The following is a 21914-nucleotide window of genomic DNA, read 5'->3' on the forward strand; positions in this document are numbered from 1 at the left end:
CTACTTCTTCCGCTGGCTGCGCGGCTGCTTGGCCCGCTGATTACGGACGCCGGAGTCCAGACGATCGGCCGCCACCAGACCCAGCTTCTCCGGGTCGGTGGTCGGAGCCACGGTGCCGGGCACGGCCACGGCCACCTTGCGCGACTTGGTGGGGTTCTTCTCCACTCCGCGAGAGGCGCGACGCTCCAGCCGCTGCCGATGCTCGACCATGTCAGGATCAGCTTCGCGCATCTGGGCCAGCAACGGCGTCGCGATGAAGATCGACGAGTAGGCACCGGCGATCATGCCGACGAACAGAGCCAGGCCCAGGTCCTCCAGCGGACCGCCACCGAGGTAGAACACGCCGGCCGTGAGCAGCGCCGCCACCGGCAGCACGCCGATGATCGTGGTGTTCACCGAGCGGACCAGCACCTGGTTCAGAGCGGTGTTGGACAGCTGCGAGTAGGTGAACCGGGAGTTGGTGATGTCCCGGGTGTTCTCGCGGATCTTGTCGAAGACCACCACCGTGTCGTACAGCGAGTAACCCAGGATGGTCAGCACGCCGATCATGGTGGCCGGAGTGACCGTGAACCCGACGAGGGCGTACACGCCCACGGTGATCACCAGGTCGTGCACCAGGGCAACGATGGCCGAGACGCTCATCTTGAAGTCTCGGAAGTAGACCCAGATCAGCACCATCACCAAGGCCAAGAAGACCACCAGAGCGATCAACGCCTGGGTGGTGATCTGCTGCCCCCACGAGGCGCCGATCAGCGAGTAGGCGACCTCCTCGGGCTGCAGGCCGCCGACCTTGGCGATCGCACCCTTGACCTTGGTCACTTCTTCGCCAGTCAGGGCCAGCGTCTGCACCCGCACCTGGTTGTCGCCGACGGTGGTGACGTTCACCTCGTTGGCGTCGGAGAGGCCCAGCGACACCACGGCGTTGCGGACGTCCGGAACCGTGGTCGCGGTGACCTTGATCGGCGCCTGGAAGACCGAACCGCCCTGGAACTCGATGCCCCAGTTCAGACCGCGGACGCCCAGCGCCAGGAAGGCGATGGCCAACGCGATGGCCGAGATGATGTACCAACGGTTCCGCTTGGCCACGAAGTCGTAGGAGACCTCACCGGTGTACAGCTTGTGGGCGAGGCCGGCCTTGCGGACCGGGCTCGCGAGCGCCTCGTCCGGCTCCACCGGAGTCTGCTGATCGGTCATCGGGTCTCCCCTCCAACAGTCGCCACGGACTTACGCCGTGAGTTGTGCAATGGCGGGTTGGTCGCACCCATGTGCTCGGCCTCGAAGCCCGAGAAGCGATGTCCCTCACCGAAGAACTTGGTCTTGCCGAGCAGCGTCATCAACGGCTTGGTGAAGCAGAACACCACCACGATGTCGATCAGCGTGGTCAGACCCAGCGTGAACGCGAAGCCCTTCACCGCACCGATGGCCAGGATGAACAAGACCAGCGCCGACAGCAGCGAAACCGAGTCGGCGGCCAGAATCGTCTTGCGGGAGCGAACCCAGCCGGTCTCGATGGCGGTGCGCAGACTGCGCCCCTCTCGCACTTCATCTCGTATTCGTTCGAAGTAGATGATGAACGAGTCCGCGGTCACACCGATGGCCACGATCGCACCGGCCACACCGGGCAGGTTCAACGCGAAGCCCATGGCTTGGCCCAGCAGGACCATCGACGACCAGGTCAGCAATGCCGCCACCACAAGGGACATCGACACCACCACTGCCAGACCTCGGTAGTACAGGATGCTGTACAGCAGCACCAGGCCCAGGCCGATCAGGCCGGCGATGATGCCGGCGTGCAGCTGGTCGATACCGAGCTTGGCCGACACGTTCTCCACGCTGGACAGGTCGAAGGTCAGCGGCAGCGCACCGTAGGAGAGCACCGTGGCCAGATCGCTGGCGCTCTTCTGGGTGAAGTTGCCCGAGATCGAGGCCCGACCACCCGCGATGGCGCCCTTGGTCACCTCCGGAGAGGAGATGACCTTTCCGTCCAGGACGATGCCGAACTGGTTCTTCGGGCTCGACTGACCGTTCAGGTACTTGGTCACCTGGAAGAACTGATCGGCTGCGGTCGGGTTGAACTGCAACTCGACCTCCCAGCTGACCGAGTTCTGCGGGACGCCGGCGGTGGCCCGAGAGACGTCCGAGCCCTTGATCAGCGCCGGGCCCAGCAGGTACTTGTAGGTGCCGGACTGATCACAGGCGATCAGCGGCTCGGTGGTGACGTCCGGGAACGGGTCGCCACACTTGAAGGCCGCGAAGTCGGCGTTGTCCCGATCGCTGGGCGTCCAGGCGAGCAGGTCGGTCAGACTCTTGGTCTGGCCGCCGGCCGGCTCAGCAGTCGGCCGCGGGCTGGCCACCGGAGTGGGCAGTGCGGGCAACGGACGCCGGTTGGTCGACTCGGTGGCCTGCGGGCTCGGCGATGAGCTCGGTGACGTCGCCGGCGAAGCGGACGTGGTCGGAGTGCCCGAGGCACTCGGCGTCGCCTCGCCACCGGGGTTGATGCTGCCGGTCGGCGAAGCGTCTGCGGCGTAAACCATCCGGAAGTACAGCTGAGCGGTCTGGCCGACGAGCTTGAGCAAGTCGTCCTTCTGGACGTTCGGCGCGGTGACGATGATCTGAGTCTCGCCGGAGGTGGTCACCTCGGTCTCGCCGACGCCATTGGCGTCCACGCGCTGCTGCAGGATGGTCCGGGCCAACTCCAGGCTCTTCGGATCGACCCGGCCGTCGCCGGTGGAGTTCTTCGCGGTCAGCGTGATGGTGGTGCCACCGCGCAGGTCCAGGCCGAGTTTGGGGGCCCAGGCATTCGTTACCGCCATGATGGTGAACATCCCGCCGATTACCAGCGCGAGAATCACCAGCGTGCGTAGCGAGTGACTGTGGTGCTTGCTAGTTGCCACTGTGTACCTTGTCAGCTCAGTTCTGGTCAGCCGTGGGGACGTCGTCGGTGACGTCCGGCTCTGCGTTGTCCTCATTGTCATCGGCATACTCGAACTCGTCGTCCACCGACTGCATGCTGATCGCGCCCTTGACGACGGTCATTTCGACTCCGGGCGAAATCTCGATGATCGCCTGCTTCTCACCCAAGTGCTTGATGGTGCCGACGATCCCAGAGATGGTCATAACCCGCACGCCCGGGGCCAGGGTCTCCATGTGAGCCTTCTGCTCCTTGGCCCGCTTCTGCTGCGGCCGAATGATCATGAAGTAGAAGCCTGCGAACATCAGCACGATCAGGCCGATCATGGTCGGATCTGGCATCACAAAGTCCTTACCGCTCGATGGGGGCCGGCGGCCAAAGCCAGCCGAGGTAGAAGCCTAGCGCTCCGACCAGCCAAGTCACATCCGACGCCAGCGCAGCTCAGCTGTCCGGTTCATCGAAAAGCTCCAGCTGCCCGGCACCGGTTCTCGCCTGCCGCGGTGGGGTCAGCCCGAGATGTTGCCAGGCCCGGGGGGTGGCCACCCGTCCGCGCGGCGTCCGCATCAAGAACCCCTCGCGGACCAGGAACGGCTCGGCGACCTCTTCGATGGTCTCGGGTTCCTCGGCCACGGCCAGGGCCAAGGTGGTCAGGCCGACCGGACCGCCACCGAAGCTGCGGCACAACGCATCCAGCACCCCGCGGTCGAGCCGGTCCAGGCCGAGCGGATCCACTTCGTAGAGCTCCAGCGCCGCGCGGGCGATCCGCTCGGTGAGAGTTCCGTCGGAGTGCACCTGGGCATAGTCCCGGACCCGGCGCAGTAGCCGATTCGCGATTCGAGGCGTCCCCCGCGAGCGGGAGGCGATCTCGATGGCGGCAGCCCGCTCCAGCCGAATGCCCAGGACGCCGGACGAGCGCACCAGGATCTCCTCTAGATCGGCACTGGCGTAGAAGTCGAGCTGCGCGGTGAACCCGAACCGATCCCGCAGCGGACCGGGCAGCAGCCCGGCTCGAGTGGTCGCCCCGACCAGCGTGAATCGCGGAATCTCCAGCGGAATGGCGGTGGCCCCGGGCCCCTTGCCGACGACCACGTCGACTCGGAAGTCCTCCATGGCCAGATAGAGCATCTCCTCGGCCGGACGCGACATCCGATGGATCTCGTCGAGGAAGAAGACTTCACCCTCGGTCAATCCGGACAGGATGGCGGCCAGGTCGCCGGCGTGTTGAATCGCCGGACCCGACGAGATTCGAATCGAGGCACCCAGCTCGGCCGCGATGATCATGGCCAGAGTGGTCTTGCCCAGGCCGGGCGGCCCGGACAGCAGTACGTGATCGGGAACCGTCCCCCGCTGCCGGGCGGCCGCGAGGACCAGGCCCAGCTGGTCGCTGACCCGCTGCTGGCCACGGAAGTCCGCCAGCGCGGAAGGACGCAGCGCGGACTCGGCGGCGCGCTCGTCGGAGTGGATGTTGGGGTCGAGCGGGTCGAGCTCGGAATCGTGGGCCACGGAGGTCACTTTGCCAGGGTTCGCAGCGCGGCTCGCAGCAGCACCGAAACCGGCGTGTCCGGATCGGCCTCGACCAGCCCGGATACCTGGTCACAAGCGGCCTCGGCGTCTCGGGTCGAGTAGCCGAGCCCTTCCAGCGCACCGCACACCTGGTCTCGCCAGTCGCCGGGCAACTCACTGAGCCCGCGGGTGGGGCCGGCACCCAAGAGGCCAGTCACCTTGTCCTTGAGTTCGAGCACCAGCTTGGCCGCACCCTTGGCGCCGATTCCGGGCACCTTGGTGATGGCCGCGGTGTTGCCGGCGTTCACCGCCCGGGCGAAATCGGACGGAGTGAACACCGAGACCACGGCCAGTGCGATCCGCGGACCGATCCCGGAGGCGGTCTGGACGAGTTCGAAGCAGTCCCGCTCCTCCGCTTCGGCGAAGCCGTACAAGGTCAGCGAGTCCTCCCGGACCACCAGCGAGGTGTGCAGTCGGATCGACTCCCCCGGCCGGGCTCCGGCAGCGGTGGCCGGGGTGCACAGCACCTTCAGGCCGAGTCCGCTGAGTTCGACCACCACCCAGGTGCCGCCGACGGCGACCACCCGTCCGCTCAGTTGCGCGATCATGCGCTGGCCCTCCCCTGACGCGCCACCGCGGCGGCGATCCGATCATTGGCCGCACCCCGCCACAGATGACAGATGGCCAAGGCCACGGCATCGGCAGCGTCCGCCGGCTTGGGGGCCGCCTCGAGCCGCAGCAGCCGGGCCACCATGGCACCGACCTGGGCCTTGTCGGCTCGGCCCGAGCCGGTGATCGCGGCCTTGACCTCGGTCGGGGTATGGGTGTGCACCGGCAAGCCGGCCCGCGCCGCCACCAACATGGCCAGTCCGGCGGCCTGGGCCGTCCCGATCACCGAGAGCACGTTCTGGTCGGCGAACACCCGCTCCACGGCGACGACGTCGGGAGCATGCTCATCGACCCACTGGGTCAGTCCGGCTTCGATTCGAAGCAGCCGCTGCGGAAGCTCCAAGTCAGAGGGCGTGGTGATCACTCCGACCGCGACCAAGCGCGGGGCTCGGCCTGGTCCACCTTCGACCACACCGACTCCGCACCTGGTCAGCCCAGGGTCGACGCCAAGTACCCGCATCAGCAGCCATCCGAACGCATGTTCGAAGACTAGCCCGGACCACCCACGGTGGCCGGGCTGCCACGCCGGGCTCAGTCGGCTAGTTGCTCGCCGATCTCGTCGGGCACGTCCTCGTTGCTGTAGACGTTCTGCACGTCGTCGAGGTCCTCGATCGCGTCCAGCAGCTTGAACAGCTTCTCGGCGGTCTCGACCGAGTCGATGGCCTGGCCGTACTGCGGCATGAACTGGACTTCGGCCGACTCGTAGTCGTAGCCGGCAGCCTGGACGGCCTTGCGCACCTCGACCAGGACGCTCGGGTCACTGATCACCTTGAACACCTCGCCGTCGTCGGTGACGTCCTCCGGGCCGGCGTCCAGGGTCGCCTCGAGCAGGTCGTCCTCGGTCAGCGTCTTGCCGCCCTGGGACTTGGCGACCTCGACCACGCCCTTGCGGTCGAAGATCCGCGACACCGAGCCGACATCGGCCATGGTGCCGCCGTTGCGGGTCACGGCAACCTTCACGTCGGCAGCGGAACGGTTCCGGTTGTCGGTCAGGCACTCGATGAGGATCGACACCCCGGCCGGGCCGTAGGCCTCATAGGTGATCTCGATGTAGTCCACGGACTCGCCGCCGACGCCACCGCCACGCTTGACCGCGCGATCGATGTTGTCCACGGGCACCGAGTTCTTGCGCGCCTTCTGGATGGCGTCGTACAGGGTCGGGTTGCCAGAGGGGTCGGGGCCACCGGTCCGGGCCGCAACCTCGATGTTCTTGACCAGCTTGGCAAAGAGCTTGCCGCGCTTGGCATCGATGGCAGCCTTCTTGTGCTTGGTGGTGGCCCACTTGGAGTGACCGCTCATGTACATCCCGTCCGTCGTCGCAGGTGCATTTTGCGCGCCCTAGTCTAGGCCACCTACTCTCGCCTGCATGAGCGAGCCTCTGCATGGCGAGTACAAGGTCCCCGGCGGGAAGCTGGTGGCGGTCGATCTTGCGGTCTCCGAGGAGCGAATCAGCCAGGTGCATGTCCATGGCGACTTCTTCCTCGACCCCGATGAGGCGCTCGAGGTGATCAACTCCTCGCTACTGGGCACACCGGTGACCGCACCGCCGTCCGAGCTGGCTCGCCGGGTGCAGGACGCACTGGATCAGGCTCGGATCGAGGCAACTCTGCCGGCCCCAGTGACCATGGCCGGCTTCGATGCCCACGCGATCGCCATGGCCGTCCGTCGGGCGCTCGGCAAGGCCAGCAGCTGGGCCGACCACGAGATCAGCTTCCTGGACCCCGGTCCGCTGCCGCCGGTGATGCATGCCGCCCTGGACGAGGTGCTCGGCCGCGAGCTCGCCGCCGGACGACGCGGCCCGACCTTCCGATTCTGGGAGTGGCAGGACCCGGCCGTCGTGATCGGCTCGTTCCAGTCGCTGCACAATGAGGTCGACCAGGAGGCGGCCGCCGCGCTCGGCATTCAGGTGGTCCGGCGGATCTCCGGCGGCGGTGCCATGTTCATGGAGGCCGGCAACTGCATCACCTTCTCCCTGGTCGTCCCCGAGACTCTGGTGGACGGGATGAGCTACGAGGCCTCTTACGCCTTCCTCGATCAGTGGGTGCTGACCGCACTGGCCAAGGTGGGCGTCCAGGCTCACTACGCCGGGCTCAACGACATCGCCTCCGATGCCGGCAAGCTGGCCGGAGCTGCCCAGAAGCGCTTCGTGGGTGGTGCCGTGTTGCACCACGTGACCATGGCCTACGACATCGACGCCGACAAGATGCTGCAGGTGCTGCGGATCGGCCGGGAAAAGCTGTCTGACAAGGGCACCAAGAGCGCCAACAAGCGGGTCGACCCGGTCCGCTCACAGACTCACTTGGCCCGCGCAGAGGTAATCGCCTCGTTCACCGAGACCTTCCGTGAGCTCTACCGAGTGCAGGACTCCGCCCTCACCGCCGACGAACTGGCCAAGGCCACCGACCTCGTCCGGACCAAGTTCGGCACCCCGGAGTGGACCGCCCGGGTCCCCTGATCACTCAGCCGGCCGCGCCCTGCCACAGGTAGGGCGTGGTGGTGGTGATCGCCCGCAGCCCGGCCCGCTCCATGATCGGACGGCTGTACGGGGTGCATTCGGCGTAGATCAGCTCACAGCCGGCCGCGGCGGCCGACTGAGCCCGGGCCGCGGTCAGGGTCCGGTAGATGCCCCGGCCCCGCCAGCCCGGCGCGGTGGCGCCGCCGAAGAGCCCGGCCACCGGGGGCTCCAGGTCCACCCGTCCCGCGCAGATCGCCCGGTCGCCGTCGGCCACCAGCCACAGCTGCATGGTCTCGGGCCGCTCGGTCAGGATGGCGATGGTGCGCTCCTGACGATCCGGGCCGGAGCGCTCGAAGACGGCGTCGTGCAACCGGGCCACAGCCGCCACGTCCTCGGCCAGACTGACCGGGCCGGCCCCGGCCTGGCGCAGCTGCAGCGGGGCCGGGAGTTCGCCGGGAGCCGCCAGCATGGCCGGCTCGCCGATCATCACCACCTCGACCGGGTCCGGGGCGAAGCCGGCCGCCCGCAGGGCGGGATCCAGCTCGGGGAGGTCGTCGTGGCCGCGGGTCTTCCATTCGAACTCGGTGATGCCGCGCTCGGTGAACCAGCCGGTCGATGCTGCGATCAGCTCAGCCAGGTTCACCCCGGCAAGTTCGTGGCCCTGGTAGCTGACCATTCCGTAGCCGCCGAAGTCGGCCAACCAGAGTGGTCCCACCTGCGCATGCCCAGCGGCGCCGGCCACCTCGCGTTGCCCGCGGAGCAGCCGGTCATGCGCGGCCAGCAGGCGCAGCCCGTCAGGGTCACTGACCAGCGACATCGAGGGCTTCCTCGAGAGTGAAGTTGCCCACGTACAGAGCCGTGCCGATGATCGCGCCCTCGACGCCCAGCGGAACCAGTTCGCGCAGCGCGCGCAGGTCGTCCAGCTGGGAGATGCCGCCGCTGGCCACCACCTTGGCGTCGGTGCGTGCACACACCTCGCTGAGCAGTTCCAGGTTCGGCCCGCTGAGCATGCCGTCGCTGGCCACATCGGTCACCACATAGCGAGTGCAGCCGGCTGCGTTGAGCCGCTCCAGGGTTGGCCACAGCTCGCCGCCTTCGCGGGTCCAGCCGCGCGCGGCCAGCCGGGTGCCGCGGACGTCCAGGCCGATGGCGATGCGATCCCCGTACTCGGCGATGATGGCATCGCACCAGTCCGGGTTCTCCAGCGCCGCCGTGCCGATGTTCACCCGGCGGCAGCCAGTACTCAGCGCCCGGGTCAGTGAGGCGTCGTCCCGGATGCCCCCGGACAGCTCGACCTTCAGCTCGAGCTCGCTGATGATCCCGGCCAGAAGCTCGGCATTGCTGCCCCGGCCGAAGGCCGCGTCCAGGTCGACCAGGTGCAGCCATTCCGCGCCGGCGTCCTGCCAACGCTTCGCGGCCGCCAGCGGGTCGCCGAAGACCTTCTCACTTCCGGCGACACCTTGGACCAGCTGAACCGCCTGGCCGCCTTGGACATCGACGGCCGGCAACAGTTCAAGCTTCATGGGTCTCCTTCAGGGTGTTCAGCCAGTTGCGCAGCAGCCGTCCCCCGGCCGCCCCGGACTTCTCGGGGTGGAACTGCGTGCTCCACAGCGGCCCGTACTCCACGGCCGCCACGAATCGGTCTCCGCCATGCTCGGTGTAGCTGGGCAGGGCCTGATCGGGCCATCCCTGGGTGCTGCGCACGCCGAAGGAATGGACGAAGTAGAACCGCTCGTCCTCAATGTCGGCGAACATCCGGCTGCCGGCGGCCGCCGTGACCGTGTTCCAGCCCATGTGCGGCAACGGACGTGCCTCCAGTTCGGCGACCACGCCCGGCAACACGCCCAGCCCGGCCGCCTGGCTGCCGTGCTCGACGCCGGCGGCAAACATGACCTGATGACCCACGCAGATGCCCAGCACCGGACGTGCGGCGGCCAGCCGCTCGGCGACGATGCGTCCACCGTCGACGGCCAGTAGCCCGTCCATGCAGGCCGCGAAGGCTCCCACACCGGGCACCACCAGGCCGTCTGCGTCAAGACAAGTCGCCGGATCGGCGGTGAGCACCACATCGGCGCCGGCAGCAGCCAGCGCCCGGGTGGCCGAGTGCAGGTTCCCCGAGCCGTAGTCCAGGACCGCGACCAGCGGGCCTCCAGCGGTCACAGGCTGCCCTTGGTGGAGGGGACGATCCCTTCGATCCTCGGATCGAAGGCGACCGCATCCCGCAACGCCCGGGCCAACGCCTTGAACTGGGCCTCGACGATGTGGTGCGGGTCGCGTCCAGCCAACACCCGCAGGTGCAGGGTGATCCCCGCGTTCACCGCGAAGGACTCCATGACGTGCCGGGTCATCGACCCGGCGTACTTCACGCCGGTGCCGCCGATCAGCGCGTACTGCTGACCTTCCGGCTCGCCGGTGTGCACCACATAGGCGCGTCCGGCCAGGTCGACCACGGCCTGGGCCAGCGCCTCGTCCAGCGGCACGGTGGCGTCGCCGTAGCGACGGATCCCGGCCTTGTCGCCGAGGGCCTCGGCGAACGCCTGGCCGAGCACGATGGCGGTGTCCTCGATGCTGTGGTGGCCGTCGATGTGCAGATCTCCGGTGGTCGCGATCTCCAGGTCGATCAGGGAGTGCCGGGCCAGCGCGGTCAGCATGTGGTCGTAGAAACCGACCCCGGTGCTCACCGACGCGGTGCCGGTCCCGTCCAGGTTCAGGCTGACCCGTACCTCGGACTCGCTGGTCCGACGCTCACGGACAGCCGTTCGCGCACTCATCGAATCTCCTCAATCACGTCGGTCAGAGCTTGGTAGAACTGGGCCATCTCGGCCGGGGTGCCCACCGAGACCCGCAAGTAACCGGCCGGTCCGGTTTCGCGCACCAGCACGCCGCGGTCCAACAACCGCTGCCAGACATCATGCCGGTCGGCGAAGCGTCCGAACAGGCAGAAGTTCGCGTCGGAGTCGATCACCTCGACTCCCAGTTGAGGCAGCCGAAGCAGCAACTCGTCGCGAGTGGCGCGCAGTTCGTCCACTTTGGCCAGCATCTCGGTGGCATGGGCCAGCGCCACCCGGGCCAGCGCCTGGGTCTGGGCCGACAGGTGGTACGGCAGCCGGACGATCCGGCACGCGTCCACGATCGCCGGGGCCGCGGCCAGATAGCCGACCCGTCCGCCGGCTAGGGCGAAGGCCTTGCTCATGGTCCGGCTCACCACCAGATTGCCAAACCGCGGCAACAGAGTCAGAGCAGTCTGCTCGGGGTGCCGGGCGAACTCCTGGTAGGCCTCATCGACCACCACGATGGCCTCGGTGCCGGCCAGGATCTTCTCGATCTCGGCCAGCGGTGTGGTGGTGCCGGTGGGGTTGTTCGGGGTGGTGATGATCACCACCGACGGCTGATGCTCCGCGATGGCGGCCAGTGCGTCGTCCGCCGCGACCGTGAAGTCGTCGCGCCGCGGCACCACGACGTACTCGCTGTGGGTGTTGCGGGCGTACTCCGGGTACATCGAGTAGGTGGGCGCGAAGGTCAGCACCGTGCGTCCGGGTCCGGCGAAGGCTCCCAGCAGGTGGGTCATCACCTCGTTGGAGCCATTGGCCGCCCACAGGTTCGCAGCACTGAGTCCATGGCCCAGGTAGCCGGCCAGGTCGGCGCGCAAACCGAGCGCTTCACGATCGGGGTACCGATCGATCTGGGCCGCGGCAGCGGCCACCGCGTCCGCCATGTCGGCGATGATGGCCGGCGAGGGCGGGTACGGGTTCTCGTTCACGTTCAGCCGCACCGGGACGTCCAGCTGCGGGGCGCCGTATGGCTCCTCCCCAACCAGCTCCGGACGCAACGGCAGCTCGGCCAGGCTCACCTGTGGCTTCATGGCTGGCGCCGAACGGTGACCGCCGCCCCGTGGGCAGGCAGATCCTCGGCCGCGGCGAAGGTCTCCACCACCCCGGCCACCTCCAGCAGCGCCTCGCGGGAGTAGTCGATGACGTGAACCTGCTTGCGGAAGCTGTGCACGTTCAGCCCGGACGAGTGGCAGGCGCAGCCGGCCGTCGGCAGCACGTGGGTGGATCCGGCGGTGTAGTCGCCCAGCGACACCGGGGAGAAGCTGCCCACGAAGATCGCCCCGGCATTGTGAATCCGGGCCGCCACTGCCGCGGCATCAGCGGTCTGGATCTCCAGGTGCTCGGCCGCGTAGGCGTCCACCACGGCGATCCCCTGCTCCAGATCGGAGACCAGCACCACGGCCGACTGCGGCCCGGTCAGCGCCGTCCGCACTCGCTCGAGGTGGCGGGTGGCAGCCACCTGCGGCTCCAGTTCGGCGCGGACCGCTTCGGCCAGCGCCGGCGAGGTGGTGACCAGCACGCTGGCCGCCAGCGGGTCATGCTCGGCCTGAGAGATCAGATCGGCGGCCACGAAGACCGGGTTCGCAGTCTCGTCGGCCAGGATGGCGATCTCGGTCGGTCCGGCCTCGGAGTCGATGCCGATCCGTCCGCGCAACAGCCGTTTGGCCGCGACCACGTAGATGTTTCCCGGGCCGGTGACCAGGTCCACGGCGGCGCACACACCGTCCACGCCGTAGGCGAACATGGCGATGGCCTGAGCCCCGCCGACGGCATAGACCTCGTCCACGCCGAGCAGAGCGCACACAGCCAGAATGTTCGGGTGCGGCAGACCGCCGAACTCGGCCTGCGGCGGGCTGGCCACCGCGATCGAACCCACCCCGGCCACCTGAGCCGGCACCACATTCATCAGCACGCTGGACGCCAACGGCGCCAGTCCACCGGGGACGTACAGGCCCACCCGTCCGACTGGGACCAGCCGCTGCTCGACGATCGCTCCGGGGGCAAGCTCGACCCGCACCGGATCATGAGCGGCCTCCGCCTCGGCAACCCGACGCCGCCGCTCGATGGCCACCTCGAAAGCCGACCTGACCTCGGGTTCGAGGTCGTCCAGGGCCTGGCTCAGCGCCTCCGGTGGCACTCGGAAGCTCGGCGGAACCACATGGTCGAAGCGCTCCGAGAACTCGGCCAGGGCCGCGGCGCCACGCTCGGCCACGGCATCGATGATCGGCTGCACAACGAGTGCGGCCGCAGCGACGTCGAAGCCGGCCCGGGGCACCACGGCGCGGTAATCGGCAACACTGACTCCGCGTAGGTCGATGGTTCTGAGCACAACCGGATTCTATGGGGTGTGCCCGGACCGGGTCCGCCCCGGCGTCCGTTCCTGGGCACCCTTGCCGACGCCCCCGGCGCCGAGTGATTGACTGGGCCACATGTTCATCGGCCTCGGCACCGCTGCCAACGTCGCCACCATCGTGCTGGGCTCCGGACTCGGGGTGCTGGCCGGGCACCGGCTCAATGAACGAACCCGGACCCTGGTCACCCAAGTACTCGGCCTGTTCACCATGGTCACCGGCGCGTCATCGATCGCCTCCGGCCTGTCCGATGCTCTCACCGCGGAGGTCGGCTCGTTGGCCCGGCCACTGGTCATCCTGGCTGCGCTGCTGATCGGCGGCATCATCGGTTCGCTGCTGGGGATCGAGGACCGCCTGGACGCCGGGGTCAACCGGCTGCACCAGCGCTTCTCCCCCGACGGCGAGGACGGCCGCTTCGTCGAGGGCGCGGTGACCGCCACCTTGGTGTTCTGCATCGGACCGCTGGCCATCCTCGGCGCGCTCTCCGACGGACTGGGCCACGGCCCCGACCAACTGCTGGTCAAGGCAGTGATGGACGGGTTCGCCGCGATCGCGTTCGCTTCGACCTTCGGGATCGGAGTGATGGTCTCGGTGCTCCCATTGGCGCTCTATCAAGGGCTGCTGACCCTGCTCGGCTTTGCTCTGGGCAACTTCCTGCCAGCCGCCCAGGTGGATGCTCTGGGCGCCACCGGCGGAGTGATGCTGCTCGGGCTCGGCTTCCGGCTGGCTGGGATCAAGCAGATCCCGATCGGCGACCTGCTGCCGGCGCTGGTGCTGGCTCCGGTGCTGGTCGCGGTGGTGGGGGCGTTCGTCTGATGCCGGCCGCCACTCCCGCCCTTGAGGTACTGGTCCAGGCCGGGATCGCTCACGTCGTCCACCCGTACGAGCATGATCCGGACGTGATCAACTACGGAGCCGAGGCCGCTGCGGCCCTCGGCATGGACCCGGAGCGGCTGTTCAAGACCCTGGTGATCGATCTGGGGGCCACCCGCCCCGAGCTAGCCGTGGCCGTGGTGCCGGTGGCCACTCAGCTGGACCTGAAGCACTTCGCCCAGGTGATGGGCGCCAAGCGGGCTGCGATGGCCGACAAGGCCCTGGTCACCCGGAGCACCGGCTACCTGCTTGGCGGGGTCTCCCCGCTGGGCCAGAAGACGCCGCTGCCCACGGTGATCGATGAGACCGCGCAGCTGTGGGACACCATCCTGGTCTCGGCCGGACGCCGTGGACTGCAGGTAGAACTGGCCCCCGACGATCTGGCCGCGGCCTGCGCGGCCCGCTTCGCCGATATCGCCCGCTGATCCCTCAGCTGAGCGCCAGGGCCGCGGCGACCGCAGCTTTCCCGCGCGCCAGCGCACCCTGCTGGGCTTCCGCCTCGCGGGCGTCCAATGCGGCCAGCAGCTCCGGGGTCAGCCCCGGCCAGCCCTGCCCTTGCAGCCAATGCAGTTCGGCCCGGGTGACCACCGCATCCTGCACCACCCCCAGGGCTTCGGTGACCTGCTCCCACGCCACCCGCTGCTGGTCGTAGCCGGGCAGCGCCGACACCAGCACCTCGGCCCCATACCGGGCGGCCTTGGCCGCCTTGCGGACGCCGTGCCATGCCTGCTCGTCGCTGCTCTGCAGGGCGGCGGCCTGCTCGGTCCGGACCGCGGCCACCGCCGATCGCCAGCTCTTCGCCAGCACCGCGGACGGCTCCCGCTCTGCTCGCGGGGAGAGCGCCTCACTGCTCAACAGTCCCTCGATGCCGACCAGGATCGCGGCCACCCGAGACCGATCAAGGCTCTCCTCCAGCGTCGCCAGCCGGGCGCGCAGGACCGACTCGCGGTAGCCCTCAACAAGGGGGGCAGCGGCAGGGTCACAGTCCGCGATCCCTGCGGCGAGCCGATCGGCGACCACTTCGGCGTCCCGGGCCGGGCTCAGCTGCAGGCCCAGCCAACGCAGTTCAGCGCGGAGCCGTCCGCGAGCGCCGGCGGCGAACACCGAGCCGAAGGTGCCCAGCACGCTGCGCAACCGCCGACAGGCGACCCGACCGTCATGGGCGTCTCCCCCGGGCAAGCCGGACGGATCCCGATACCAGTGCTGCAGGACGCCCAACTGGCCGGCCAGATAGGCCTGCACGACCTGACCCGCGGTAGCCGGAGCGGACGCAGTCGGCGCGGCCCCCAGTGCCCGGGCGATCTTAGCCACGTCGGTGGCCCGGACGATGCCAGCCGCAGCCAGGATCGCCTCCAGCTCATCGAGGAGGGCCAGCTGACCGGCGGCGAGCTCGAGCTCGGCCTCCCGCCAGTGGTCGCGATGCCCGGCGGCGTCGGAGTACACCTCATCGATGCACAACCGAGCCAGCACCGCATGATCGGCACCGAGCAGGTCCTGCTCCTGCCGGAAGGTGTGCAAGGTGGCCACCGGCACCAGCGGTTGCCCGCCGAGCCGCTGGCTGACCTCCTCCCAGAAACCGGGCGGAACCAGGCCGGGGGCGTCAGGATCGATCGGCAGCTGCTGCTCGACGCGATGGTCGGCATCCTGACCCGGCGCCTTGAGGTGCCAGCCGTCGTCCCGGCCGCCGGTGCGGCGCCGGATCACCAGACGCTCGGCGCGCAGCCGCTGATCCGGAGTGTCGTAGTAGGTCGCAACCAGTTGATAGTTGTTGATCGGCCCCTCGATCAAGGTGCCGGCCAGCGAGGGAAGACTCTGGTCGAGGCCGAGGGCGTACTTGCGCTCGATCTCCAGTTCGACCACGGGCCTCACTCGGTCTCGCTCTCCGCGGTGACGACACCCCGCTCGTCGGCGCTGTCCGCGGTCACCACACCGCGCTCGTCCACACTCTCCGGCTCGGCGGGCTGCACCAGGGTCGGTTGCGTGGACCGCGGCTTGCGGTGATGCTCCTCATCGTCGGGTCCCAGCGACGAGATCAGCAGCACCGGGGTGACCGCGGCGAACGCCCACACGGCCAGCGCCGACCAGGAGTGCAGCTCCAGGGACATCCGGACCAGGTCGCCGGGACTGGCTGCCGCCAGCCGATCATTGAAGTTGCCCGGTCCCACCAGCTGACCGACCTGCCAGCAGACCAGACCGGCCATCAAGCCGGCGCCGATCGCCAGCAGCGGGGTCGGCCAGCCGAGCGGACGGAACCACTTCCAGGCGACCAGGCCCAGTCCGACCCCGATCAGAGTCCCGACGATCACGAACCACGCGTCGCCACCGACGATCTCGGTCAGTCCACGTTCGGTCATGGTGCCCGAGCCGTCGGCTCCCACCAGATAGGCCGGCAGCTTCACCACTGCGGCCCAGAACACCCCGCCCAGAGCGCCAACCACGATGGACAGCCCGACCAGGATCGCAATCCAGGGCAGCACCCGTGCCGGACTGTCGTCAGGCAGGCGCGGAACTGTCGAGGTGGTGTCGGTGGTCACGCTGGAAGCCTAGGCGCTCGGGCGCACGCCCGCACTACGGGCGCACCGGTCGAGACCTGCTCAGCCGGCCACACAGGACGGCCCCAGCAGTGCCTTCAGGTCGGCCATCAGCGGGCGGGACGGGGCCACCCTCAGCCCGTCGTCCAGCCGCCAGATCTTGGCGCCATTGGTGGTGGAGACGAGTTTGACTCGCACCTCGGTCGGGCCCGGGTGCGCGCGCAGCACCTGTCGCAGCTGCTCGACGACGGCCGGAGTGCAGCGGACGGCCGGCAGCTGAATCACCAGCGGCCCCGACGGCCCCTCCGAGACGTCCGGGAAGGTCACCTCCTGGCCGGTCAGTTCCAGGCTGTCGTCCTTGGTCCGCACCCGGCCCTTGATCCGCACCACCACATCGCTGGCCAGGCCGGAGGCGACCGTGGCGTAGACCTTGGGGAACAGCAGCACCTCGACCGCCGACTCCAGGTCCTCGACGGTCACGATCGCCCACAGGTCGCCGTTCTTGGTCTGCTTGCGGACCACCTGGGTGATCATCCCGGCGATGGTGATCATCCCGTCGCGCGGCCCGTCGTCGGCGCGCAGCTGGCCGATCGACAGATCGCGCTGGGCAACCAGAATGTGCTCCAGGCCCTGCAACGGGTGGTCGCTGACGTACAGACCGAGCATTTCCCGCTCGAAGCCCAGCCGGACCCGCTTGTCCCACTCGGGAAGGTCGGGCACCGGGGAGGCGCTGACCTGGTCCGCACTGCCGGCATCCCCGAACAGGTCGTCTTGGCCGTTGGCCTGGTTGCGCTTGAGGTCGATCACCTCGTCGACGCGACGTTCGAAGCACTCCATCAGCGAGCGCCGGGTGTGCCCCATCGAGTCGAAGGCGCCGGCCTTGATCAGCGACTCGATGACCCGCTTGTTGCAGACCACCAGCGGCACCTGGTCGAGGAAGGCGTTGAAGTTGCCGGCCTTGCCGAACTCGGTGCGAGCCTCGACGACGCCCTTCACCACGTTGTCGCCGACATTGCGGACCGCGGCCAGTCCGTAGCGGACGTCCACGCCCACCGGGGTGAACATGCCTTCGGACTCGTTGACATCCGGCGGAAGCACCCGGATCCCCATCCGGCGGGACTCACCCAGATAGAGCGCGGTCTTGTCCTTGTCGGACTTCACCGACTCGAGCAGGGCGGCCATGAACTCGGCCGGGTAGTTCGCCTTGAGGTAGGCCGTCCAGTACGAGATCACCCCGTAGGCGGCCGAGTGGGCCTTGTTGAAGGCGTAGGCCGCGAACGGAACCATGATCTCCCACAGCGTGGAGATCGCCGCGTCGGAGAAGCCGTTGGCCTTCATGCCGGTGCTGAACGGCTTGAACTCGGCCTCCAGGACTTCCTTCTTCTTCTTGCCCATGGCCCGGCGCAGCAGGTCGGCCTGGCCCAGGCTGTAGCCGGCCACCCGCTGAGCGATCTGCTGGATCTGCTCCTGGTAGACGATCAGGCCGTAGGTCATGTCCAGGATGTCGGCCAGCGGCTCGGCCAGCTCGGGGTGAATCGGCTCGACCTTCTGCCGTCCGGTCTTACGCAGCGCGTAGTTGGTGTGGCTGTCGGCACCCATCGGTCCGGGCCGGTAGAGCGCGATGGTTGCCGAAATGTCTTCGAAGTTGTCCGGGCGCATCATCTTCAGCAGCGACCGCAGCCCGCCGCCGTCCAGCTGGAACACCCCCAGGGTCTCCCCCGAGCCGAGCAGTTCGTAGGTGGCCGGGTCGGTCATGTCCCGGCGCAGCGCGTCCAGGTCCAGATCGATGCCGCGGTTGATCTTCACATTGCGCACCGCGTCGTCCAGGATGGTCAGGTTGCGCAGACCCAGGAAGTCCATCTTGACCAGGCCGAGCGCCTCACAGCTCGGGTAGTCGAACTGCGTGATGATCTGGCCGTCCTGCTCCCGCTTCATCACCGGGATCACGTCCATCAACGGCACGCTGGACATGATCACGCCGGCCGCGTGGACGCCCCACTGCCGCTTCAGGCCTTCGATGCCGCGGGCCGTGTCGACCACCAGCTTCGCCTCGGGCTCGGACTCGTAGAGCTCACGGAACTCGGTGCCTTCGCCGTAGCGCTCATTCTGCGGATCGAACACGTAGGGAAGCGGCAGATCCTTGCCCTGCACCGGGGCCGGGTAGGCCTTGGTGAGCTTCTCCCCCATCGAGAACGGCATGCCCAGCACCCGTCCGGCGTCCTTGATGGCCTGCTTGGCCTTGATGGTGCCGTAAGTGACGATCTGGCAGACCCGGTCGTCGCCGTACTTCTCGGTGACGTAGCGGATCACCTCGCCGCGACGGCGATCGTCGAAGTCGACGTCGAAGTCGGGCATCGAGGGACGTTCCGGGTTCAGGAACCGCTCGAAGATCAGGCCGTGCGGGACCGGATCCAGGTCGGTGATGCCCATGGCGTACGCGCACATCGAACCGGCACCCGAGCCACGGCCCGGTCCGACCCGGATCCCGTTGCGCTTGGCCCAGTTGATGAAGTCGGCCACCACCAGGAAGTAGCCGGCGTAGCCCTTTCCGAGGATGACCTCCTCCTCGTACTCGGCCTGCTTGATGGCGTACTCGGGAACCTGGCCGCGATAGCGCTTGTCCAGCCCGGTTCGGACCTCCTTCATGAACCAGGAGGTCTCGGTCTCGCCGTCCGGAACCGGGAACTGCGGCATGTAGGTGCCGGTGCCCTCTTCGAAGTGCGTCTGGCACCGCTCAGCAATTGCCAAGGTGCTGTCGCAGGCCTCCGGAAGGTCGGCGAACAGTGCCCGCATCTCCTCCGGCGACTTCAGGTAGTAGCCGTCACCGTCGAACTTGAACCGGTTCGGGGTGTCCTTGTTGGACCCGGCCGACACGCACAGCAGAGTGTCGTGGTCCTCGGAGTCGCTGGCGTGGACGTAGTGCAGGTCATTGGTCGCCACCAGCGGCAGGTGCAGGTCCTTGGCCAGCTTGAGCAGGTCGGACCGGACCCGGGTCTCGATGTCCAGGCCGTGATCCATGAGTTCGACGTAGAAGTTCTCGGCGCCAAAGATGTCGCGGAACTCCGCGGCCGAGGCGAGCGCCTCCTTGTACTGGCCCAACCGCAGGTAGGTCTGCACTTCCCCGGACGGGCAGCCGGTGGTGGCGATCAGGCCCTTGGCGTAGCGGTGCAGCAGCTCCCGGTCAGCGCGCGGCTTGTAGAAGAAGCCCTCCAGCGAACTCAGTGAGCTCAGCCGGAACAGGTTGTGCATGCCCTCGCTGCTTTCGGCCCACATCGTCATGTGGGTGTAGGCGCCCTTGGAGGCGACATCGTCGCCGGTGCCGTCGCCGAACTGGACGCGCTTGCGCTCGCTGCGATGGGTCTTCGGAGTGAGGTAGGCCTCCAGCCCGATGATCGGCTTCACCGGCGAGTTCTTGGCCACCTTGTAGAACTCGTAGGCACCGAACAGGTTCCCGTGGTCGGTCACAGCGAGGGCCGGCATGCCGAGTTGATCGGCCCGCCCTACCAGATCCTTGAGTCGTGCCGCACCGTCCAGCATCGAGTACTCCGAGTGGCAATGCAGATGCACGAAATCGGCCGTCACGCTGACCGAGCCTCCGAACTGTGGAAGTGACAGATAACCCGCTGGGGGAAGTCAGCGAGTACTCACCCTAACTCGGACCGAGGCGCTTCCCGGCCATCGACTCACCCTGCATGTTTCGCGCTGAGCAGATCGGACAATGCCGTCATCGTGCGCAGGTTCCGGGCAGTCCCGGTGGCCGGGGCGAGAGCGTCGATCAGACCGGCCGCAAGCCGGGACCGGGCCTGGCCGTCCGGGAAGATCGCGTACAGATCGCAGCCACTCTCGGCCAGCGCGAACCGCTCGTCGCCAATGCGCAGCGCGGCCAAGCGGGCCACGGCCGGCTCTGGCACGGCCCGATCGCAGCAGGCGATGACGGTCCGAGCTGGATCCCCTTCTGGGTAGGGCTGGCCGGCCAGCAGGGTGGCCAGCCGGGCACCGTCGCGGATCACGACGTCCACGTCCAGCCCGAAGCGCTCCCGCAACAGCCCGGACAGCTGTGCGGCCACCTCGGGATCGCTGCCGGGAGCCTGGAACACCAGGTTCCCCGACTGCAGGTAGGTGGCCACCCCGGTCCAGCCGAGCGCGACCACGGCCTGGCGAAGCTCGGCCATCGCAACGCGGCGATGGCGGGCCAGGTTGATCCCGCGCAGGAGAGCCAGCCGAGCCATGTTCAGGCCCCGCTCGGCAGCCACAGCCGGTAGGGCCCGTCCTGGCCGGCGGCCCGCCACAGCGACGAGCCATCCAAGGCCTTGACCAGGGGAATCTCGCCCAGCGAGGTGTCCAGTACCACGCAGGTAGTCCCGGTGGGCACCAACTCCGGCGCCGTCCCCTCGAGGTAGGCATGCTGCAGCAGCGTGCGCTCGCGGCCGTAGTAGTCGGCCCGACCGTCGATCCACACCTTCACATCGGGACGCAGCAGGATGACCGGGCCGGCCAGACCGGCGTCGCTGTAGAGCCGACAGCCGGACGGCAACTGGGCCACCAGGGACGCCTCGGCGGGCAGTGAGTGGTTCGCGCCGAGCAGCAGCGCCGCCGGTGTCAGCACGACTGCCGTCAGCCATAGCACGATCCGCCACAGCCGTCCGGTCGTGTACTCCCACCAGCGGGACGCGGCCGCGTGGGCCCAGCGGACACGAACCCGATCAACGAGGGCCGTCACCCCGACGGCCAACACCGGCGCCAGAGTCAGCAGACCGATACCGAGGAATCGAACTGCGCTGAGCCCGAGCAGCGACGACGGGACCCCGATTACGGCCAAGGCCAGCAGACCACCGAAGGCCAGGTCACGCGGTCCCCGTAGCCAGCGGCGCAGCAGCCAGCCGACCACGGTGACGGCAGCCACCGCCGCGATCACGGCCATAGCCACCAGCTCTGCCGGCATCCCCTGGGTGAACGGGGTCGACCACTCCAGGATCACTCCTTGGCAGGCCCGCTGGACCGCGGCCGTCCGCTCGAGCCCTGCGGCCAGTCCATATGGCGAGAGCAATGGTCCCAGCCCCCAGCCGACCAGGCCGGCCACGCTGAGTGCGGCCTTCACCGATCGCCTCAGCGGAGCGAAGAACCAGACGACCAGCCAGACCACGCCCATCCCGGGGCCGATCAGCAGGAAGGAGAGGTGCACCCAGTTGCCCAGCGTGGACAAGCCGAGAGCCAGGGCCAAGATCGCGGCTAGGTTCACCGGCCAGGCCAGACGGCCGGCCGGGCCGTCGGCCCAGGCAAGAGCGGCCCACACACCGAGCAGAATCAACAGCTGCACAGCCAGCGTGGCCCGCGGAGACAGCATGGCCAGCGTGGCGGAGAACACCGCCAGCAGTCCGGCCAGGGTGGGCAGTGGACGTCCGCCGAGCCGCAGAGCCAGTCTTTCGGCCAGCAGGAAGTAGCCGACCATGGTGGCCAGGGTGACCGCGAACAGCCCCCAGAACCCCGCAACCGAGTAGCCCGCGCCCAGCAGTGTGTCCCATAGCGGCGAGTTCTGGTACCAGTCCCCGCCCACCGGAGCCCAGCTCCAGCTGTCCGGACGTGCCAACGGCTGCCCCGACAGGTTCTCCAGCCCGGCCCGAACCTGCCAGTACGGGTCACGTTCTTTGAACCTCGCGGACCTGGCGATCGCAAAGCCCACCAACCAGAGGGTCACCAGGAGGCGATCCCAGCGCGGCGTGGCGATCCCCTGCAGGGCCTGGCGCACCCGACGCATCGGCTTCCCTCCTTGGACGGCAGGCCGATTCTAGA

The 21914-nt window shown here is 68.4% G+C and carries 21 protein-coding genes; 3 read left to right on the plus strand and 18 right to left on the minus strand.

Annotated features, from left to right (window positions below; translation table 11 throughout):
* The 7 genes from secF to ATK74_RS06395 form a co-directional block, all read right to left on the minus strand.
* Positions 1-1194 carry a protein translocase subunit SecF gene (gene secF / locus ATK74_RS06365; RefSeq protein WP_098460252.1) on the minus strand — a complete coding sequence of 398 codons (1194 nt, stop codon included), beginning with the start codon at positions 1192-1194 and terminating at the stop codon, positions 1-3.
* Positions 1191-2894: a protein translocase subunit SecD gene (gene secD / locus ATK74_RS06370; RefSeq protein WP_098460253.1), complete on the minus strand. Its 1704-nt coding sequence runs from the start codon at positions 2892-2894 to the stop codon at positions 1191-1193. The genes secF and secD overlap by 4 nt, the downstream gene beginning before the upstream one ends.
* A gap of 16 nt (positions 2895-2910) precedes the next feature.
* A complete protein-coding gene (gene yajC, locus ATK74_RS06375; protein ID WP_098460254.1) occupies positions 2911-3252 on the minus strand; it encodes a preprotein translocase subunit YajC in 342 nt (113 codons plus the stop codon).
* 100 nt (positions 3253-3352) lie between these two features.
* The gene (gene ruvB, locus ATK74_RS06380) at positions 3353-4414 is read right to left on the minus strand and encodes a Holliday junction branch migration DNA helicase RuvB (protein WP_098462073.1); all 1062 of its coding nucleotides are present in this window, start codon (positions 4412-4414) and stop codon (positions 3353-3355) included.
* 5 nt (positions 4415-4419) lie between these two features.
* Entirely contained in the window at positions 4420-5022 is a 603-nt protein-coding gene (ruvA, locus tag ATK74_RS06385; protein ID WP_098460255.1) for a Holliday junction branch migration protein RuvA, read from the minus strand.
* Complete coding sequence (gene ruvC, locus ATK74_RS06390) at positions 5019-5543, minus strand: crossover junction endodeoxyribonuclease RuvC (protein ID WP_098460256.1); 525 nt, start codon at positions 5541-5543, stop codon at positions 5019-5021. The genes ruvA and ruvC overlap by 4 nt, the downstream gene beginning before the upstream one ends.
* A 71-nt stretch (positions 5544-5614) precedes the next feature.
* Complete coding sequence (locus ATK74_RS06395) at positions 5615-6382, minus strand: YebC/PmpR family DNA-binding transcriptional regulator (RefSeq protein ID WP_098462076.1); 768 nt, start codon at positions 6380-6382, stop codon at positions 5615-5617.
* Between the two features lie 67 nt (positions 6383-6449).
* Here ATK74_RS06395 and lplB point away from each other — a divergent pair, with 67 nt between their 5' ends.
* Positions 6450-7538, plus strand: a complete 1089-nt coding sequence (gene lplB / locus ATK74_RS06400) for a lipoate-protein ligase small subunit (protein ID WP_098460257.1) — start codon at positions 6450-6452, stop codon at positions 7536-7538.
* Positions 7539-7542: 4 nt separating this feature from the next.
* Here the strand turns inward: lplB and ATK74_RS06405 are convergent, their stop codons facing one another.
* Genes ATK74_RS06405 through hisD form a run of 6 tightly spaced genes read right to left on the minus strand, consistent with a single transcriptional unit; the run spans position 7543 to position 12698 of the window.
* A complete protein-coding gene (locus ATK74_RS06405; RefSeq protein ID WP_098460258.1) occupies positions 7543-8355 on the minus strand; it encodes a GNAT family N-acetyltransferase in 813 nt (270 codons plus the stop codon).
* Positions 8339-9061, minus strand: coding sequence for a bifunctional 1-(5-phosphoribosyl)-5-((5-phosphoribosylamino)methylideneamino)imidazole-4-carboxamide isomerase/phosphoribosylanthranilate isomerase PriA (gene priA, locus ATK74_RS06410; protein ID WP_098460259.1), 723 nt, complete (start codon positions 9059-9061; stop codon positions 8339-8341). The genes ATK74_RS06405 and priA overlap by 17 nt, the downstream gene beginning before the upstream one ends.
* Positions 9051-9698, minus strand: a complete 648-nt coding sequence (gene hisH, locus ATK74_RS06415) for an imidazole glycerol phosphate synthase subunit HisH (protein WP_098460260.1) — start codon at positions 9696-9698, stop codon at positions 9051-9053. The genes priA and hisH overlap by 11 nt, the downstream gene beginning before the upstream one ends.
* Entirely contained in the window at positions 9695-10309 is a 615-nt protein-coding gene (gene hisB, locus ATK74_RS06420; RefSeq protein ID WP_098460261.1) for an imidazoleglycerol-phosphate dehydratase HisB, read from the minus strand. The genes hisH and hisB overlap by 4 nt, the downstream gene beginning before the upstream one ends.
* The gene (locus ATK74_RS06425; RefSeq protein ID WP_098460262.1) at positions 10306-11400 is read right to left on the minus strand and encodes a histidinol-phosphate transaminase; all 1095 of its coding nucleotides are present in this window, start codon (positions 11398-11400) and stop codon (positions 10306-10308) included. The genes hisB and ATK74_RS06425 overlap by 4 nt, the downstream gene beginning before the upstream one ends.
* Positions 11397-12698: a histidinol dehydrogenase gene (gene hisD / locus ATK74_RS06430; protein ID WP_098460263.1), complete on the minus strand. Its 1302-nt coding sequence runs from the start codon at positions 12696-12698 to the stop codon at positions 11397-11399. The genes ATK74_RS06425 and hisD overlap by 4 nt, the downstream gene beginning before the upstream one ends.
* Before the next feature lie 100 nt (positions 12699-12798).
* Between hisD and ATK74_RS06435 the strand changes: the two genes are divergently transcribed.
* Positions 12799-13536: a DUF554 domain-containing protein gene (locus ATK74_RS06435; RefSeq protein WP_098460264.1), complete on the plus strand. Its 738-nt coding sequence runs from the start codon at positions 12799-12801 to the stop codon at positions 13534-13536.
* Positions 13536-14018, plus strand: a complete 483-nt coding sequence (gene ybaK / locus ATK74_RS06440; protein WP_098460265.1) for a Cys-tRNA(Pro) deacylase — start codon at positions 13536-13538, stop codon at positions 14016-14018. Before ATK74_RS06435 ends, ybaK begins: the two co-directional genes overlap by 1 nt.
* Positions 14019-14022: 4 nt before the next feature.
* On the opposite strand, the gene ATK74_RS06445 is transcribed toward ybaK, so the two are convergent.
* The 5 genes from ATK74_RS06445 to ATK74_RS15335 all read right to left on the minus strand — a co-directional run bounded on the left by ATK74_RS06445 (position 14023) and on the right by ATK74_RS15335 (position 21879).
* A complete protein-coding gene (locus ATK74_RS06445) occupies positions 14023-15453 on the minus strand; it encodes a CYTH and CHAD domain-containing protein (protein ID WP_169923760.1) in 1431 nt (476 codons plus the stop codon).
* 5 nt (positions 15454-15458) lie between these two features.
* Positions 15459-16127 (minus strand): hypothetical protein, encoded by a 669-nt coding sequence (locus ATK74_RS06450; protein ID WP_211283299.1) that lies wholly within the window; start codon positions 16125-16127, stop codon positions 15459-15461.
* A 60-nt stretch (positions 16128-16187) separates the two neighbouring features.
* Positions 16188-19706: a DNA polymerase III subunit alpha gene (gene dnaE / locus ATK74_RS06455; protein ID WP_098460267.1), complete on the minus strand. Its 3519-nt coding sequence runs from the start codon at positions 19704-19706 to the stop codon at positions 16188-16190.
* 101 nt (positions 19707-19807) lie between these two features.
* Entirely contained in the window at positions 19808-20353 is a 546-nt protein-coding gene (locus tag ATK74_RS15330; protein ID WP_169923761.1) for a DUF1697 domain-containing protein, read from the minus strand.
* 2 nt (positions 20354-20355) lie between these two features.
* Positions 20356-21879, minus strand: a complete 1524-nt coding sequence (locus ATK74_RS15335; RefSeq protein WP_169923762.1) for a hypothetical protein — start codon at positions 21877-21879, stop codon at positions 20356-20358.
* Between the last annotated feature and the right edge of the window lie 35 nt (positions 21880-21914).

Origin of the sequence: Propionicimonas paludicola (genome assembly GCF_002563675.1) — a bacterium.
In the GTDB taxonomy this organism is placed as follows: Bacteria; Actinomycetota; Actinomycetes; order Propionibacteriales; family Propionibacteriaceae; genus Propionicimonas; species Propionicimonas paludicola.